This is a genomic window from Lysinibacillus sp. FSL R5-0849 (genome assembly GCF_038595075.1).
In the GTDB taxonomy this organism is placed as follows: domain Bacteria; phylum Bacillota; class Bacilli; order Bacillales_A; family Planococcaceae; genus Lysinibacillus; species Lysinibacillus fusiformis.
In genome coordinates this window covers 717,919-734,100 of sequence record NZ_CP152004.1, presented here as the reverse complement: position 1 = coordinate 734,100, position 16,182 = coordinate 717,919, and the positions used below count along the sequence as shown (strand labels likewise).

The 16,182-nt window shown below is 36.8% G+C and carries 14 protein-coding genes and 1 other annotated feature; of the genes, 5 read left to right on the top strand and 9 right to left on the bottom strand.

Going from position 1 to position 16,182, the window contains the following annotated elements; translation table 11 throughout:
• Window positions 1-360 precede the first annotated feature (360 nt).
• From pepF to spxA, 4 genes are all read right to left on the bottom strand, one after another.
• Complete coding sequence (gene pepF, locus MKY80_RS03380; protein ID WP_089986716.1) at window positions 361-2,178, bottom strand: oligoendopeptidase F; 1,818 nt, start codon at window positions 2,176-2,178, stop codon at window positions 361-363.
• 53 nt (window positions 2,179-2,231) lie between these two features.
• On the bottom strand, window positions 2,232-3,353 hold the full coding sequence (locus MKY80_RS03375; RefSeq protein WP_090003094.1) for a competence protein CoiA family protein: 1,122 nt from the start codon (window positions 3,351-3,353) through the stop codon (window positions 2,232-2,234).
• 180 nt (window positions 3,354-3,533) lie between these two features.
• Window positions 3,534-4,202, bottom strand: a complete 669-nt coding sequence (gene mecA, locus MKY80_RS03370; protein WP_008181512.1) for an adaptor protein MecA — start codon at window positions 4,200-4,202, stop codon at window positions 3,534-3,536.
• Between the two features lie 435 nt (window positions 4,203-4,637).
• Window positions 4,638-5,033, bottom strand: a complete 396-nt coding sequence (gene spxA / locus MKY80_RS03365; RefSeq protein WP_025116803.1) for a transcriptional regulator SpxA — start codon at window positions 5,031-5,033, stop codon at window positions 4,638-4,640.
• A gap of 487 nt (window positions 5,034-5,520) precedes the next feature.
• Window positions 5,521-5,746, top strand: a binding site (T-box leader).
• Window positions 5,747-5,807: 61 nt separating this feature from the next.
• On the opposite strand from spxA, the gene trpS reads away from it, so the two are divergent.
• Entirely contained in the window at window positions 5,808-6,797 is a 990-nt protein-coding gene (gene trpS / locus MKY80_RS03360) for a tryptophan--tRNA ligase (protein WP_008181516.1), read from the top strand.
• Window positions 6,798-7,134: 337 nt separating this feature from the next.
• Here the strand turns inward: trpS and fabF are convergent, their stop codons facing one another.
• Together fabF and MKY80_RS03350 are read right to left on the bottom strand one after the other, a co-directional pair.
• Window positions 7,135-8,376, bottom strand: a complete 1,242-nt coding sequence (gene fabF, locus MKY80_RS03355) for a beta-ketoacyl-ACP synthase II (RefSeq protein WP_090003095.1) — start codon at window positions 8,374-8,376, stop codon at window positions 7,135-7,137.
• A gap of 30 nt (window positions 8,377-8,406) precedes the next feature.
• The gene (locus MKY80_RS03350) at window positions 8,407-9,345 is read right to left on the bottom strand and encodes a beta-ketoacyl-ACP synthase III (RefSeq protein ID WP_008181752.1); all 939 of its coding nucleotides are present in this window, start codon (window positions 9,343-9,345) and stop codon (window positions 8,407-8,409) included.
• A gap of 385 nt (window positions 9,346-9,730) precedes the next feature.
• Here MKY80_RS03350 and MKY80_RS03345 point away from each other — a divergent pair, with 385 nt between their 5' ends.
• Window positions 9,731-9,925, top strand: coding sequence for a YjzD family protein (locus tag MKY80_RS03345; RefSeq protein WP_025116798.1), 195 nt, complete (start codon window positions 9,731-9,733; stop codon window positions 9,923-9,925).
• Window positions 9,926-9,974: 49 nt separating this feature from the next.
• On the opposite strand, the gene MKY80_RS03340 is transcribed toward MKY80_RS03345, so the two are convergent.
• Window positions 9,975-12,101, bottom strand: coding sequence for an AAA family ATPase (locus tag MKY80_RS03340; RefSeq protein ID WP_107921572.1), 2,127 nt, complete (start codon window positions 12,099-12,101; stop codon window positions 9,975-9,977).
• Between the two features lie 278 nt (window positions 12,102-12,379).
• Here MKY80_RS03340 and MKY80_RS03335 point away from each other — a divergent pair, with 278 nt between their 5' ends.
• On the top strand, window positions 12,380-13,057 hold the full coding sequence (locus tag MKY80_RS03335; RefSeq protein ID WP_249663306.1) for a Crp/Fnr family transcriptional regulator: 678 nt from the start codon (window positions 12,380-12,382) through the stop codon (window positions 13,055-13,057).
• A gap of 59 nt (window positions 13,058-13,116) precedes the next feature.
• Here the strand turns inward: MKY80_RS03335 and MKY80_RS03330 are convergent, their stop codons facing one another.
• A complete protein-coding gene (locus MKY80_RS03330; RefSeq protein ID WP_036123413.1) occupies window positions 13,117-13,425 on the bottom strand; it encodes a metal-sulfur cluster assembly factor in 309 nt (102 codons plus the stop codon).
• A gap of 53 nt (window positions 13,426-13,478) precedes the next feature.
• Complete coding sequence (locus MKY80_RS03325) at window positions 13,479-14,243, bottom strand: prolyl oligopeptidase family serine peptidase (protein ID WP_342532008.1); 765 nt, start codon at window positions 14,241-14,243, stop codon at window positions 13,479-13,481.
• Window positions 14,244-14,364: 121 nt separating this feature from the next.
• Here MKY80_RS03325 and MKY80_RS03320 point away from each other — a divergent pair, with 121 nt between their 5' ends.
• Both MKY80_RS03320 and MKY80_RS03315 read left to right on the top strand, forming a co-directional pair.
• The gene (locus MKY80_RS03320) at window positions 14,365-15,174 is read left to right on the top strand and encodes a Cof-type HAD-IIB family hydrolase (RefSeq protein WP_342532006.1); all 810 of its coding nucleotides are present in this window, start codon (window positions 14,365-14,367) and stop codon (window positions 15,172-15,174) included.
• Window positions 15,175-15,318: 144 nt separating this feature from the next.
• Window positions 15,319-16,176 (top strand): DegV family protein, encoded by an 858-nt coding sequence (locus MKY80_RS03315; protein ID WP_090003096.1) that lies wholly within the window; start codon window positions 15,319-15,321, stop codon window positions 16,174-16,176.
• Window positions 16,177-16,182 lie beyond the last annotated feature (6 nt).

Genomic DNA, 16,182 nt, shown 5'->3' with positions numbered 1-16,182 from the left:
TCATTAGTTGAGTCCTTATTTTATTACATAAAAACAAAGAAACGCCTCTATCCTCGACCGATAGAGACGCTTCTTTTTCACAAAGGGGATGGGAGAAATGTTCACGTTCAAACAAAGGGGTGTATGTTTGTTTTGTGATTTATTTCACAAGAATTACTCTATCATGGAATAATATAATTAGCAATGAATCCAATACTAGATTCACAAATTTGTCAAATAGAAAGCGATTTCAAACAGTATTTTTCCAAGATGCACTCTTTTAAAGTATTTATAAATCAAAAAAAGTCATTATTCTTTCCATTCAATTAAAGCTGTCTATAAAAAAAACAGGCTATAGGAATAATCCTATAGCCCAACAAATTAGTTATTCAACAATAATTTTTCTAATTCAATTAAACGCTCTTCAAATACTTTACAAGCATCCTCTATTGGTTTCGCGACGTTCATATCAACACCCGCTGCCTTTAATACTTCAATTGGGAAATCCGAGCAACCTGCTTTTAAGAAGTTATTAATATAACGTTCTACAGCCGGTTCACCCTCCTCTAAAATCTGTTTACTCAATGCTGTAGCTGCCGATTTACCTGTCGCATATTGATAAACATAGTAATTATAATAGAAGTGCGGAATACGTGCCCACTCTAAACCAATTTCCTCATCCACAACCATATCATCACCGAAGTATTTTTTATTAAGTTCATAATACACTTCAGTCAATCGATCGGCTGTCAAGGATTCACCATTCTTATCCATTTGATGAATTAGGTGTTCGAATTCAGCAAACATTGTTTGTCTGAAAACTGTACTTCTGAAACCGTCTAACCAATGATTTAGCAAGTAGATTTTTTGTTGAGGGTCATCAATGGTTTTAAGTAAATAGTCATTTAATAGCTCTTCATTACATGTCGAAGCAACCTCAGCGACAAAAATAGAGTAATCCCCATAAACAAATGGCTGATTATTTCTTGAATAATAACTATGAACACTATGACCAAATTCATGTGCCAACGTAAAGAGATTATTCACATTATCTTGCCAATTCATTAGAATATAAGGATTTGTTCCATAAGCACCGGATGAGTATGCACCACTTCGTTTCCCTTTATTCTCTAAAACATCTACCCAACGGTTATCTAGTCCGTTTTGAACAATGTTTTGATATTCCTCACCTAATGGCGCTAAAGCCTTCACTAAAATATCTTTAGCTTCGTCGTAAGTAACCTTCATTTCCACCTCTTTTACAAGAGGTGCAAATAAATCCCACATATGCAATTCATCAACACCTAAAAGCTTCTTACGTAAAGAAATATAGCGCTGCATCGCAGGTAAATGCTTATGAATCGTTTCTACTAGTTGATCGTAAACATTTTCAGGAATGAAATTATTAGACATTGCTGCCTCGCGTGCAGAGTCATAATGACGAATACGAGCACTCACATTATGTTTTTTCACATTCCCTGTTAGCGTTGACGAGAACGTATTTTTAAACTTGCCATATGTTGCGTACATGGCTTTAAAAGCACCTTCACGAACTGAGCGATCTTTGCTCTCTAAAAACTTGATATAGTTACCATGTGTAAGTTGTACTTCTTCCCCATCTTCATTTTTCACGTAAGGGAATTCCAAATCCGCATTATTTAACATGCTGAATGTATTAGAGGCAGTGCCAGTTACCTCAGACATTTGAGCGAGTAATGCTTCCTGTTCCGCTGGTAAGACATGTGGACGTGCCATTGTTATTTCTTTTAATGATTGCTTGTACAATTGTAGGTCTTGATTTTCAGCTAAATAGCTTTCGATTGTCTCTTCATTTAATGCCAAAATTTCTGGCGTTAAAAATGATAGACCAGCAGAAATACTCGTTGCTAATGTTTGAATACGGCTATTCATATCTTGATAAAAACTATTTGTCGTATCCTGGTCATAGCGCATATGAGCATATGTGTAGAGCTTCATTGCACGTTCATAAATATGATCGTGATACTGTAAAGCTGCTAATAATGCTTGTGCTCCATTATTTAAAGTACCTGCAAAACTAGATGCTTTTTTAGCAAGCTCTGCAACTTCCTTGAACTCATCTTCCCAAAGTGCATCGGATGCAAAAATATCCTCTAATCGCCATGTTAATTCTTCAGGTACTTCATTTCGTACCAAAATTTGATTACTGTTACTAGCCATGTGCATGCCAGCCCCCTTTATATGTGCTTTTTTCCCTATACTCTCATATTTTCTCAGTATATTGCGGCAATTGCAAATAATTGTGCGTACACGATCTCACAAATATCCTGTAGTTTCTGATCTTGTTCTATTCCATTCAATATGAGGCTATATTGTTGAACAGCTTTTACTGCCTGCCCGGTATATTCTAAATGAGACTGCATGAGAAAATCTTGAATATGGTGTTTTTTTAATTCATATGGCTCTAAACGTAACTGTTGACTAAAATGCAACAGCATCGTTTGCCATTCACTTGCAAATAGTGAAATTGCTGTCCCATCTTTTACCGGAATTCCGATATAAGAGGGCATTGCCGAAATAGAAAAATTCAACTCATAACAATATCGTAAAAATGTATCCTGCACGCCTTGTTTACTATGTAGGAGGCGCCTATTTGCAAATTGCTGGCAAGCATGTTTATATAGCTGCCAATACTGTTGAAATTCTTCTAAGGAAATGCAAGTTGGTAAATAAAATGGAAAGCGTTGCTTATCTAAGGGGATTTTTTGGACTTTCCCTATAAAAGTATGCCCATGCACATGAAGGAGATTCGTCCAATATTCAAAATGGGCTGTTTTGGCATTATAGGTCATTAAATAAGGAAGGCCTGTTGAAGTGGTCATGAATGACTTTTGTAGTAATGGAGGAATACTTATTTTTCGAATTCCATTGATTGCTTCGTATCTTTGAGGCGTTAAAAAGAGCCAAATGGCTTGAATGTTATTTTTTTCATAGCCTGTTGTCCGCTCCTGCCATTTATGATGAGATAGTGGGCTACATTGAAATTCCAGTGCGACGTTGTTAGTTTCTAAAGCAACAAGCAAATCTGGACGCTGAGAAAGCTCTGTTAAATAGGGCTCCAACTTCACTTTATGTCCAAGCTTTTGTAGCCATTCAAACAATTGAATTTTACCTTGTAAATGAAGTTTTGATTCACCTTCAGCAAATAATTTCGGACATTGACTTTGCGTATGATGTGCAAAATGCGGGATATTATAGGAACCAATTTTTAAATGAACTGGTTCTAGACATTGAGGACAAAAAAATGTCATCTGGCGCCTATATGTCTGCAATGCTTTTCTCGTATATTGATATGCGTGAAAAAGCTGCTGTAAATTATTATAGGCAATTAGCATATAATCAGCTCCTTTTTGGCCAACTATAGTAAAAATTATTAGCTATCACAAATTAAAAGCTGTTTTTTCTTGAAATTTATGAAATGCCACACTACTGAGCTTTTCGTATAAAAAAACTGTAGTGAATCTCGATAAATTTACCGAGTTCACTACAGTCTAAAAAATCAAGTAAACATATGCTTAAGCAAAGTATTTTCGAACTGTCTCAAAGCAATTAAATTCCATAATTTTTTCGCCGTACTCCTCTAAACGATGAATCGTAAAATTAGATGGCGTTAAAAATTCTTTGATGACCGCATTTCGATCGTGACGGTTTAACTCTTCATCTGCATTACCGAAATCAACCACTAAATAGTACCAATTTTCATATTTAAATAATGAGGAATCCACTAATTCGTCCGTCATTCGTTTTGCAACAGGGATTAACTCATCAATATCTTTAAATTTATATACATAAATGTCTGTATCCATAAATAATTCTGATTCATCCATGTCACCAAATTGAGTTAGTTGGCTAAGAAGATCGTCCCCAACTTCATCGAATGGTGCAAACATCTCTTTGTGTTCATCAAAATTCGAATGACCATCTAATGTTTCACCGTCTTTTAAGATATGTGCACGTGTGACAATGATTTCTAAGCCTACTTCAGATGCATTGATATGAATCCAAATCGGACCTTCTACATCAAAATAATCCTCCGTATTTACTTCATCAATCATATCCCAAAAAAGCTGTTCACCCTTTGCTCGATTGTACCAGATTTCTTCACGACTATAGCCGCGATCCTCTATATCATTGTACGTAATAAAGAGCTTAAGTGTATTTTCATTTACACGTTCGATGTCCACTAGACCTCATCTCCCTTCACTGTCATATGTCGAAAAACAGTTTTGTTTCATTAGTATGCTTTTATTCTTTGTTTTTAACCTTCATACTGCATTTGTTTTTCAACCTTTGACCACACCAGTAAAACCACACGAGGAACTGCAAACATTAAAATTTTTTATTTACAGTTGTCTCTAACACTATTGTATGCTGTTCTGTCATAAAATGAAAAGGATATACACCATTTCACAGAAGATATTTGAATTATTGAAATTGTAGTAAACTATTTAACTTAAATCAAGTTTAACATACTTTAACGGAAATATATGACTTTGCCCTATTAATTATTATACTTTATATAGAAGGTTTTACATAAGTAAAACATAAAAAAATAGATGTCACAATATGCATCTCACATCTGTAACATCTACTACTTATTTTATTCAGAATAGATAAAATTAATTCACCATTCTTTGTGCTTCTTGCAACTGATATGCTCGAACTTTTCGAGGTAAGAAACGACGAATTTCATCTTCGTTATAGCCAACTTGTAGACGTTTTTCATCTAGAATGATTGGTCGGCGTAATAAACCAGGATATTCCTGAATTAATTCATATAAACGTTGTAAAGGTAAACTTTCCACATCTACATTTAATTTTTGGAATATTTTAGAACGTGTAGAAATAATTTCATCTGTGCCATCTTCCGTCATACGTAAGATTTTTTTAATTTCACTAATACTTAGTGGTTCAGAAAATATATTACGTTCTGTATAGGGAATTTCGTGCTCCTCTAGCCATGCTTTCGCTTTACGGCAAGAGGTACAACTTGGTGATGTAAATAGAGTTACGATCATTCGTTCTGACACATCCTTTCATTTTGTAATCATATCTATAAACCAGTGTGTTAAATTAGAATTAATGTAATGTAAAATACACAGTACCATTATACAGCACTCCGCTGTTTTTGAATATAGTTCCAATAAAAAAAAGAATGAGCGTCTTGCTAAATTTTCTGTCTTTTTATATACCTTTTTAATGTATATACTTTTTTCACAACATTTCGAACTACTACTACTATTCCCACTTTAAGTGTATTTTAAACATCTTTTTAAGTCGCTCTGCTGTTCTCATTTACCTAAGATAAACGAGAAAATTGTCAGTTCGACGTGTACACCTCAAGTTAATTTTAATAAAAAAGTTTCATTTTATAACAAATTTACACAACAAAAAAAGCATATAATTTTTTCTCTAAAAAAAACACCGCCAAAAGTCTGACTTTACACAATGAAATCTTTATAATATAATTCAATGCAATAAAATCAATTTCATGTTAAATTGAGAAAAACGCTGACGAAGAGTAGTACATATGTTAATGACACGTTTAGAGAGTCTGTGGTTGGTGAAAACAGATCGTGGGGCATATGGAATGGACTTCCGAGTTAGCTTTGTGAACGTTTCATGAATGGAAACTACTAGCAAGGCTCGTCCCTTCACGTTACGAAGCTGAGTGGCCGTTAAGGCAAGCTGGGTGGTACCGCGGATTCAAACATCATTCGTCCCTTCATTAGAAAAAGTCTAATGAGGACGCGTGATGTTTTTTATTTGAATTCGAGGAGGAAATTTTCATGACAACCATCTTTTCTGGTGTACAGCCTACAGGAATTGTAACTTTAGGGAACTACTTAGGAGCCTTCAAGCAATTCCCTGCCCTTCAAGATGAAGGAGATGCAATCTATTGCATCGTCGATCAACACGCTATTACAGTCGCTCAAGATCCGAAGGAATTACGAGAAAGTATTCGTAAGCTTGCTGCTACTTATATTGCCACTGGCATCGATCCTAAAAAATCTACATTATTTATTCAATCTGAGGTGCCAGCACATGCTCAGGCAGGATGGATGTTACAGTGTGTTGCATCTATCGGTGAACTTGAACGTATGACACAATTTAAAGATAAATCTCATGGTAAAGAGAGTGTCTCTGCGGCTCTTTTAACATACCCACCATTGATGGCTGCAGACATTCTACTTTACAACACAAATATTGTCCCAGTAGGCGATGATCAGAAACAACATATCGAGTTAACACGTGATCTAGCAGAACGCTTTAATAAACGTTATGGTGACGTTTTAACAATTCCAGAGATTCAATTACCAAAAGCTGGTGCTCGCATTAAATCTCTACAAGAGCCAACAAAAAAAATGAGCAAATCTGATCCCAATACAAAGGCGACAATCAGATTGCTAGATACAGCAAAAGACATTGAGAAAAAAATTAAATCAGCTGTAACTGATTCTGATGGGATTGTAGCATTTGATGTAGAAAATAAACCAGGTGTTTCAAATTTATTGACGATTGAATCGGCTATTTCAGGTATTTCTATTGATGATCTAGTTAAAAAATATGAAGGCATTGGTTATGGTGGCTTCAAGCAAGGTGTAGCTACTGCTGTAATCGATCACCTGACGCCAATTCAAGAAAAATTCTATCATTTAGTAGAATCCTCTGAATTAGACGTCATCCTTGATGAAGGTGCTGAAAAAGCAAATGCAATTGCCAGTGCCACATTAAAACGTATGGAAGAGGCAATGGGCCTCGGTCGGGCACGCCGCTAATCATTTATAGCTTATCTGACGTTCGATCAAAGCCTATATCAAGAACGACAGCGCATATGATGATACAAGCACCAACCGCCATATAAAATTCCGTTGTTTGAAACATAAATTTGAACACAACTTTCCAAGAATACCCTAGCGTACGGTAATTTAAATACAATATAAGATTCCCTAATGAGAGGATCATGAGACCATAGCTTACTAAAAATAAAAAGAGACGGAACAATGTAACGGCATCCTTTCTATTTCTTCTTACTTATCATTTATTCACAAAACTATAAAAAAAGACGTCAGCCGTTTAAATTTGGCTGACGTTTTTTGAGTTTAGATGTACTATTTATGCTTCATATTTTTTAAATAGAAGACTTGCATTGTGCCCACCAAAACCAAGAGAATTACTCATTGCATATTGAATGTTTGCTTCTCTCGCTTCATTTGGAACATAATCTAAATCACAATCAGGATCTGGATCTGTTAAATTAATTGTTGGTGGTAATATACCTTCTTTAAGCGCAAGAGCGGTAAAAATAGCTTCTACGCCCCCTGCTGCCCCTAATAAGTGTCCTGTCATAGACTTTGTAGAACTCATAGCTAGGTTATAAGCATGGTCACCGAAAGCAGTTTTAACAGCTTGTGTTTCAAATAAGTCATTATATGGCGTACTAGTGCCATGTGCATTAATATAATCAACTTGAGATGCCTCTACACCAGCATCTGTCAATGCTTGCATCATTGCACGTGCCGCACCTTCACCCTCTGGAGCTGGAGCAGTAATATGATGAGCATCTCCTGTTGCACCATAACCTAATACTTCCGCATAGATTTTTGCGCCACGAGCTTTTGCATGTTCGTACTCTTCTAAGATGACAATACCTGCGCCTTCACCAATAATAAATCCATCACGATTTTTATCAAATGGACGGCATGCTTCTTGTGGATTTTGATTTAAAGATAATGCAGTATTGGCACAGAAACCTGCGACAGCCATCGTTACGATTGGTGATTCCGCACCACCTGAAATCATAACATCTGCATCCCCACGTTCAATAACTTTAAAAGCATCTCCAATTGAGTTTGTTCCAGAAGCACATGCTGTTACTGAGCAAGAGTTAATTCCCTTTGCACCAAAATGAATCGACACTTGACCTGAAGCCATATCAGGAATCATCATTGGAATGAAGAATGGGCTAACTCGTCTTGCCCCGCGCTCTTGGAATGTTAAAAACTGTTGCTCATAGGTTTCCATTCCACCAATACCCGAACCAATCCAAACACCCGCACGTGGAGCTAACTCCTCATCAATTGTTAGCTGTGCATCTTCCATAGCCATGATTGAAGCAGCTAATGCATAATGTGTAAAGCGGTCCATCTTTCGAGCTTCTTTACGATCAATATATTTTTCAATATCAAAATCTTTCACTTCTGCTGCAATTTTGGCTGCAAAAAGCTCTTTATTTAAACGTGTTAGCTCACCAATGCCAGATTTACCAGCTTTAATGTTCGTCCATGTTTCTTCGATGCTATTTCCTAGTGGTGTAACTGCGCCAATTCCTGTAATTACTACTCGTCTTTTACTCATTGTCATACTCCCCTCAAGCATTTTTCCTATTTATTTTCCCCATCTCATGGCTACGGCACCCCATGTTAAGCCGCCACCAAAACCAACAAGGACTAATAAATCATCCTCTTTAATTTTACCTGCTTCAAGCTCATCTACCAAGGAAATACCAATCGATGCTGCAGAAGTATTCCCATATTTATGAATCGTTTTTGACATTTTTTCTGGTGGTAGCTCTAATCGCTCACGAGCAGATTCCATAATACGTATATTTGCCTGATGCGGCACTAAAAAATCTACGTCTTCTTTTGTTAATCCTGCTTTATCTAACACACTTACAGCCGATTCACCCATTTGACGTACAGCAAATTTAAATACTTCACGACCATTCATGGCAATCGTGTCTTGTTTTGTTAAATAAAGATTTTTACCGCCTGTGCCATCTGCACCAAGCTCAAATGATAAAATACCTCTGCCTTCAGATACTGGCCCTACAACTGCTGCGCTCGCGCCATCACCGAATAATACTGCTGTATTACGATCATTCCAATCAATGACTTTTGACAGCTTTTCAACACCTACTACTAAGACATATTTATAAGTGTTTGCCTCTACAAAATGTTTAGCTGTCACTAAACTATATATAAATCCTGCACATGCGGCTGCTTGATCCATCGCCGCAGCATTTACTGCTCCGAGTTGTTCCTGAACCATACATGCTACACTTGGGAAAGTTTGATCCTGTGTGACAGTTGCTACAAGTATTAACCCAATCTCCTCAGGCGTAATACCCGCTTTTGCAATAGCTTCTTTAGCAGCGGCTACTGCTAAATCTGAAGTTTCCTGATCATCTGCCGCAAAATGACGTTCTTCAATGCCTGTTCGCGTACGAATCCACTCATCCGAAGTATCCATTATTTTTTCTAAATCAAAATTTGTCACGACTTTCTCAGGAACGTATTTGCCTATTCCTAAAATACCAGCGTTCATATAGCAACCCCTCAGCTTTCTTACTATCAATTATTAGTAACTGGTCATAATTATAACGCATAGTAAAGGAATGACGCAAGATGATTTAAAATTATTGTGTATGGAACGAGTCGTTTCTTTGTTATTGAAAGTAAGCTTAGGCTTATACTCCGTATAGTGTGAAGTCTATAGAGTTGCCAAATTCCCTTTTTCAGGTTTGCATACTTTGGCAAAATGAATGCCGCAAAAAATACATGAGAATTATAAAATGCAAAACCTTGTATTTGTTGTGACAAATTCGCCATGTTTCACATAAAAGATTCATTTTTTTTCGATTTATGTTATGATATGATAATGAATATGAGTAAAAACTTATGATGAAAAAAGTTCGGTTGAGGTGAAATTAATGCAATATATCGTAACGTTCGTATGGTCATTCCTACTAGTTTCAATGTTAAACTATGTAGTCAGCTCTGTACTTGGTGCACCATTTGATTTTAAGACAGGGGCAATCGTTTCAGTTGTATTCTCCATCTTAATTTTTATTATTGGAGCAATCATTCCAAACGATCCTACACCAGAGGCTGCAGACCATCATTAATTCAGCTAGAAAAAACCTGTTCCGCATTATGCGAAACAGGTTTTTTCTGTTATTTTTCCACTATACAATGGCCATCACGCATTTTTACATGCAATGTTTCTCCAGGCAATACCTCGCCTCGTAGCAGTTCCTTAGCCACAGCCGTTTCGATATGTCGTTGTACGAAGCGTTTTAGTGGTCTTGCCCCGAATTGAGCATCTGCTCCTTGTAGGACAACCCAATCAATAACTTCATGGTCGACAGCTAATGTAATTTCCTGTTCAGCCACACGGTTAATTAACTGCTCTACATACTTCCAAGCAATCGCTGTAAAGTGTTTATTTGATAGGGCATGGAAAAAAATAATATCATCCATACGGTTTAATAACTCTGGTTTGAAATGCTGTCTGAGAGCAGTCATAACCAAGTCTTCAACGGTTGGATCGTCATCTTTTGCCTCCATTAAATAACTAGAGCCGATATTCGATGTTAAAATCACTACGGTATTTGTAAAATTGACCATACGTCCTTGACTATCTGTAATTCGACCGTCATCTAAAATTTGCAATAAAATATTAGCCACATCTGGATGTGCTTTTTCAATTTCATCTAATAACACTACAGAATAAGGGTTACGACGGACAGCTTCCGTTAATTGACCGCCTTCCTCATAGCCAATGTACCCTGGAGGAGCACCAACTAAGCGAGACACACTATGCTTCTCCATATATTCGCTCATATCAATTCGAATAAAATGATCCTCTGAATCAAATAATTGAGCAGCTAGTGCCTTAGCAAGCTCTGTTTTACCAACACCTGTCGGACCTAAGAATAAAAAGCTACCAATTGGACGATGCGGATCTTTAATGCCTGCACGAGCACGCCATACAGCCTCTGTTACTAATTGAACAGCTGTATCTTGGCCAACTACGCGTTCATGTAATGTATCTTTTAAACGTAATAGTTTTTCTCGCTCGCCTTCCACTAATTTTGTCACAGGAATACCTGTCCAGCGAGAAACAATTGCTGCGATTTCTTCAGCTGTCACTTCTTCACGTAAAATACGGGACTCTGCGCCGCTTTCTAATTCTTTTTCGAGCACTTGAATGTCTTTTTCAAGTGTTGGAATTTTACCATGACGTAATTCTGCGGCTTTATTTAAATCATACTTACTTTCCGCTTCATCTAAATCACGACGGTACTTATCTAATGTCTCCCGTTTTTTCTGAATATCATGTAGCTTTTCCTTCTCTGCCTCCCATTGTTGCCGCATTCCTTCAGAGGACTCTTTTAATTTTGCCAATTCCTCTCGTAATTGCTCCAGACGCTTTTTACTTGCTTCGTCCTTTTCCTTACGCAACGCTTGTTCTTCAATTTCTAGCTGCATAATACGACGAGTCACGGCATCAAGTTCCTGTGGCATTGAATCAATTTCTGTTCGAATCATTGCACATGCCTCGTCAATTAAATCAATCGCCTTATCTGGTAAAAATCGCTCTGTAATATAACGATTGGAGAGTTCAGCTGCGGCCACAATCGCGCGGTCATGAATACGTACTGCATGATGTAATTCAAAGCGTTCTTTTAAGCCTCTTAAAATAGACACAGTATCCTCAATAGAAGGCTCACGTACAAGAACTTGCTGGAACCGGCGTTCTAAAGCAGGATCTTTTTCAATATACATACGATATTCATCTAATGTAGTAGCACCGATACAATGTAATTCACCACGAGCTAGCATGGGCTTTAACATATTTCCTGCATCCATAGCGCCATCCGTTTTGCCTGCGCCTACAATTGTATGAATTTCATCAATAAATAAAATGATTTGACCTTCTGAATCTTTCACTTCTTTTAACACGCCTTTTAAACGCTCTTCAAATTGGCCACGGTAGCTTGCACCTGCAATTAAGGCACTCATATCCAGCTCGTATAGCACGCACTCTTTCAAGCCCTCTGGTACATCACCCTTCACAATACGTTGAGCTAAACCTTCTACAATCGCTGTTTTACCAACTCCTGGCTCACCAATTAATACAGGATTATTTTTTGTTTTACGCGTTAAAATGCGAATGACATTTCGAATTTCCTCATCGCGCCCAATGACAGGATCCATTTTGCCATTTTTAACTTCTTCTATTAAATTACGGCCGAATTGCTCTAATGGCTTTTGATTATCTGTTTGTTGAAATTGCATAACTAGCACTCCTTTACTTTAATATTTCGCATAATTTTTATACCCATTCTGGTTCTTTTTAAAAGTTTGACCTTCTTTGACTAACTTTATTTTACATCACTCGACAGTTCTTCGCAAAGAAATAGCACTAAATTTTTACACTTATTCATGAAAATTTACGTTATAATAATAGTATGTTTCTATGTTTTAGTATCGAAAAATCCACTGTCCTTTTGTAATAATCGCCATTTATTACAAAAAGAAAGCGATGTGTTGGAGATATGGTTTCAATGGATAATATGTTTGAAAAAATTATGGACCTTTTTCAAAAGCATGGTGTTTTTATCAAAGTAAATAAAGGGAATAAAATTTTTCTAGAAGGTGAACGGTCAAAGGAAATATACTATATTAAGTCAGGTGTTATATCGATTAGTCAAGAAACTGAGGCTGGCAAGGAATTGACGATTCGTATATGTGGTCCTGATAGTATCATTGGAGAGGGTTCATTATTTTGTAACCTTGTCTATAACTCCATGACTGCAAAAGTTTTAGAATCTGCTACGCTATATGTTTTAAGTCGAAAGTCATTAGAACATTTACTGGAAGAACAGCCTACAATCATGGTGGAATACATGAAGTGGCTACAGACAGAAAATTTAAAGCATCAGAGTCGTTTGCGTGATTTAGTGTTAAATGGGAAAAAGGGTGCCTTGTTTTCAACACTCATTCGTCTATCTAACACGTATGGTAAACCTTTAGAGGATGGTTCCATTTTTATTGAGTTTCAACTAACAAATACGGAAATTGCCAATTTGTGTGCGACTAGTCGTGAAATGATTAATCGTATGTTGAATGATTTAAAAAAACATGACATTTTGACTTTTGACAAAGGCTTTATTACTATTCATGATTTACAATTTTTAAAAAATGAGATTGCCTGCGAAAATTGTCCATTACAAGTATGCCGTATCGATTAATTCGTTACATGCTAAATCCCTGCTTATTTTTTATAAGCAGGGATTTTTAATAGCCACTATTAGCGTACACCCAATGCCATTTTTGCATAGCGTGACATTTTATCTTTTGACCAAGGTGGATTCCATACAATGTTTACATTTGTACTTTTCACTTCTGGAAGTTCATTTAATGCTGTATTCACTTGATCCACAATTACTGGGCCAAGTGGACACCCCATCGATGTTAGCGTCATTGTAACCGTCGCTACACCTTCATCATCTAATTCTACATCATATACTAAACCTAAGTTGACGATATCAATTCCAAGCTCAGGGTCAATTACGTTTTCTAATGCACCTAACATGCTATCTTTCATATCTTGATCCATTCTCATTTCTCCTTCCATCATAGTGTTAACCTTATCATAGCAGATGCATCATATTATGCCAAATGCTCTGCAAGCCAATCTGTTGCTGCTACCATTCCGTCACGTGGTACAGCATGTCCAGCCTTTTTATTCACCATGAATGTTAAATTTTCAGGGGTTGCTTGATAGTATTCCCGTAATGTTTCATAAAATTTATAGGTTTCATGGAAAGGTACAGTTTTATCTAATTCACCGTGCCAAAAGAAAACCGGGCGTCCCGCAAATTTTTCAGGAGTTAGACTGACATCATAGGTTGCGAGGACCTCATTAATCTTTTGCACATCATCCTCTGTCATGGGCCAATTAACACCATTTTTTATAAATTGCTGCAATTGGTATTCACCCAATTTTATAAAACCAGGCGCACCCATACATATTGCAGCCGATTGAATCCAATCATAAAGCTTAAGACAGCCTGATGTCACAATACCACCCATGGACGTACCTGCTATGCCAATTTTATGATGAGCTAATAAATTTTTATTCTTTAATTCATTATATAATTGTTCCACTTCATGAATAGAATTTATAACAATGTCCCAAAAATTCAAGTTCATTTGCATCTCTGTGAGGCATTCGCTACGGTCACCATGAAATTTTGCATCTGGTAATAGGACACGCACCCCTTTATGCACCAACTGATATGCATAGTGTAAGTTATGTTCTTTTGCACTCATAAAGCCATGTAAAAAGATCACTACCGGGGTATCTTCATTCATATTGTCTGTATGTATATGTAATAAAGGAATATTTCCCCACATTTCTTTTTCTACAAACATTCTTGTCACTCCCAACTCTTGTCTCATCTTTATGTTAGCAAACTTTTTTCACTGTGACAAAATTTTGACGAATGAAAGACAAAGAGATACTATTCAAACTATAGGAAAGGGGCAACAAGCTATGAAACCGCATTTAATCGTATTGGATTTAGATGGTACTTTATTAACAGACCAACAACAAATTTCCGCAAAAACAAAAAAATCATTATTGCAGGCTAAGGAACAAGGACATCAAGTAATGATTGCAACTGGCCGTCCATACCGTGCCAGTGATATTTATTATCATGAGCTTGGGCTTACAACACCAATAGTCAATTTTAATGGAGCCTATGTGCATCACCCTAAAAATGTCTCTTGGCAGCATATGCACACTCCCATTGATTTAAGTGTTGTCCATGATGTCGTTAATTCCATTAATAGTTACGAGTATGAAAATATCATTGCTGAGGTGAAGGATGATATCTATGTACACACAGAGGATGAACGCATCTTAAATATTTTTAATATGGGTAATCCGAAAATTACACTTGGGGATTTATATACACATCTCTTAGATAATCCTACAAGTTTACTGATACAGGCAAATGAAGCCAATTCTGTCATTATTCGCGACCACTTACAGGCAGTGCACGCTGAAGTGATTGAACATCGTCGTTGGGGTGCACCTCTTCATATTATAGAGATTGTTCGACGTGGCTTAAATAAAGCAGTAGGCATTGCACACGTAGCAAAGGATTTAAGTATTCCACGTGAACGTATTATTGCTTTTGGTGATGAAGACAATGATTTAGAGATGATCGAATATGCTGGACTTGGCGTAGCGATGGGGAATGGTATATCAAGCCTTAAAAATATTGCCAATGAAATAACTACTACAAATAATGATGATGGGATTGCAAAAATACTCATCGAACGCTTGAAATTATCATAGTTACGTAGTAAGTTCAAGTTACCATACCATTTTTACCAGTTTAACTTTATTCAGTGGTACCCCTTCCGGTTGATTTAAGTGAGTACCGGCTGAATAAAGCTAAAAAGGCTTTAAAAAGTAAGTTGAAATTAGGGGGACAAGAGAATGAAGATTTTTACGGATAGTGGATGTGATCTACCAAAGTCTTACTATGAAGAAAATGATGTCGTGCTACTCCCTTTACGAGTGCAATTGAACAACAAAGAATATGAAGATGTCATTTCCATTGATTCCAAAGAGGTTTATGATGGAATCCGTCAAGGTGCCCAACCCAAAACATCTCAAGTATCGCCAGAGCTTTTTTTGAAGCACTTTGAAGATTTAGCTAAAAATGAAGAAGAAGGTATCTATATTGCCTTTTCATCAGAATTATCCGGCACATATAGTACTGCTCAAATGATTCGTAATCAAGTATTAGAACAATATCCTTCATTGAAGTTAGTCATTATCGACTCTAAATGTGCATCACTAGGACATGGTCTTGTTGTGGAAGAGGCTGTTCGGCTTAGAAATTTAGGTACCCCATTTGAAGATGTAGCGTCTAGAATTAGCGCTTTCGCTCCTCAAATAGAGCATTTATTTACAGTTGAAGATTTGGACTACCTCGCTAAAGGTGGCCGTGTCTCAAAAGCGAGTGCCTTTTTAGGTGGCCTTCTAAGCATTAAACCTATTTTAAATGTAGAAGATGGCAAACTTGTACCGATAGAAAAATCACGTGGTCGTAAAAAAGCACTTAATCGTATGCTGGATTTAATGCAGGAGCGTGGAGGTAACTTTACGAATAAAATTGTTGGTATTAGTCATAGTGATGATATGGCTTTTGCTAATGAAGCAAAAGCATCCATTCAGGAGCGTTTTTCTCCACAGGCTGTTCAAATTACGATGATTGGCTCAGCCATCGGTTCACATGTGGGGCCGGGTACTATCGCGATTTTCTTCACGAATAAAAGCTATGAAGGCTAAACTATG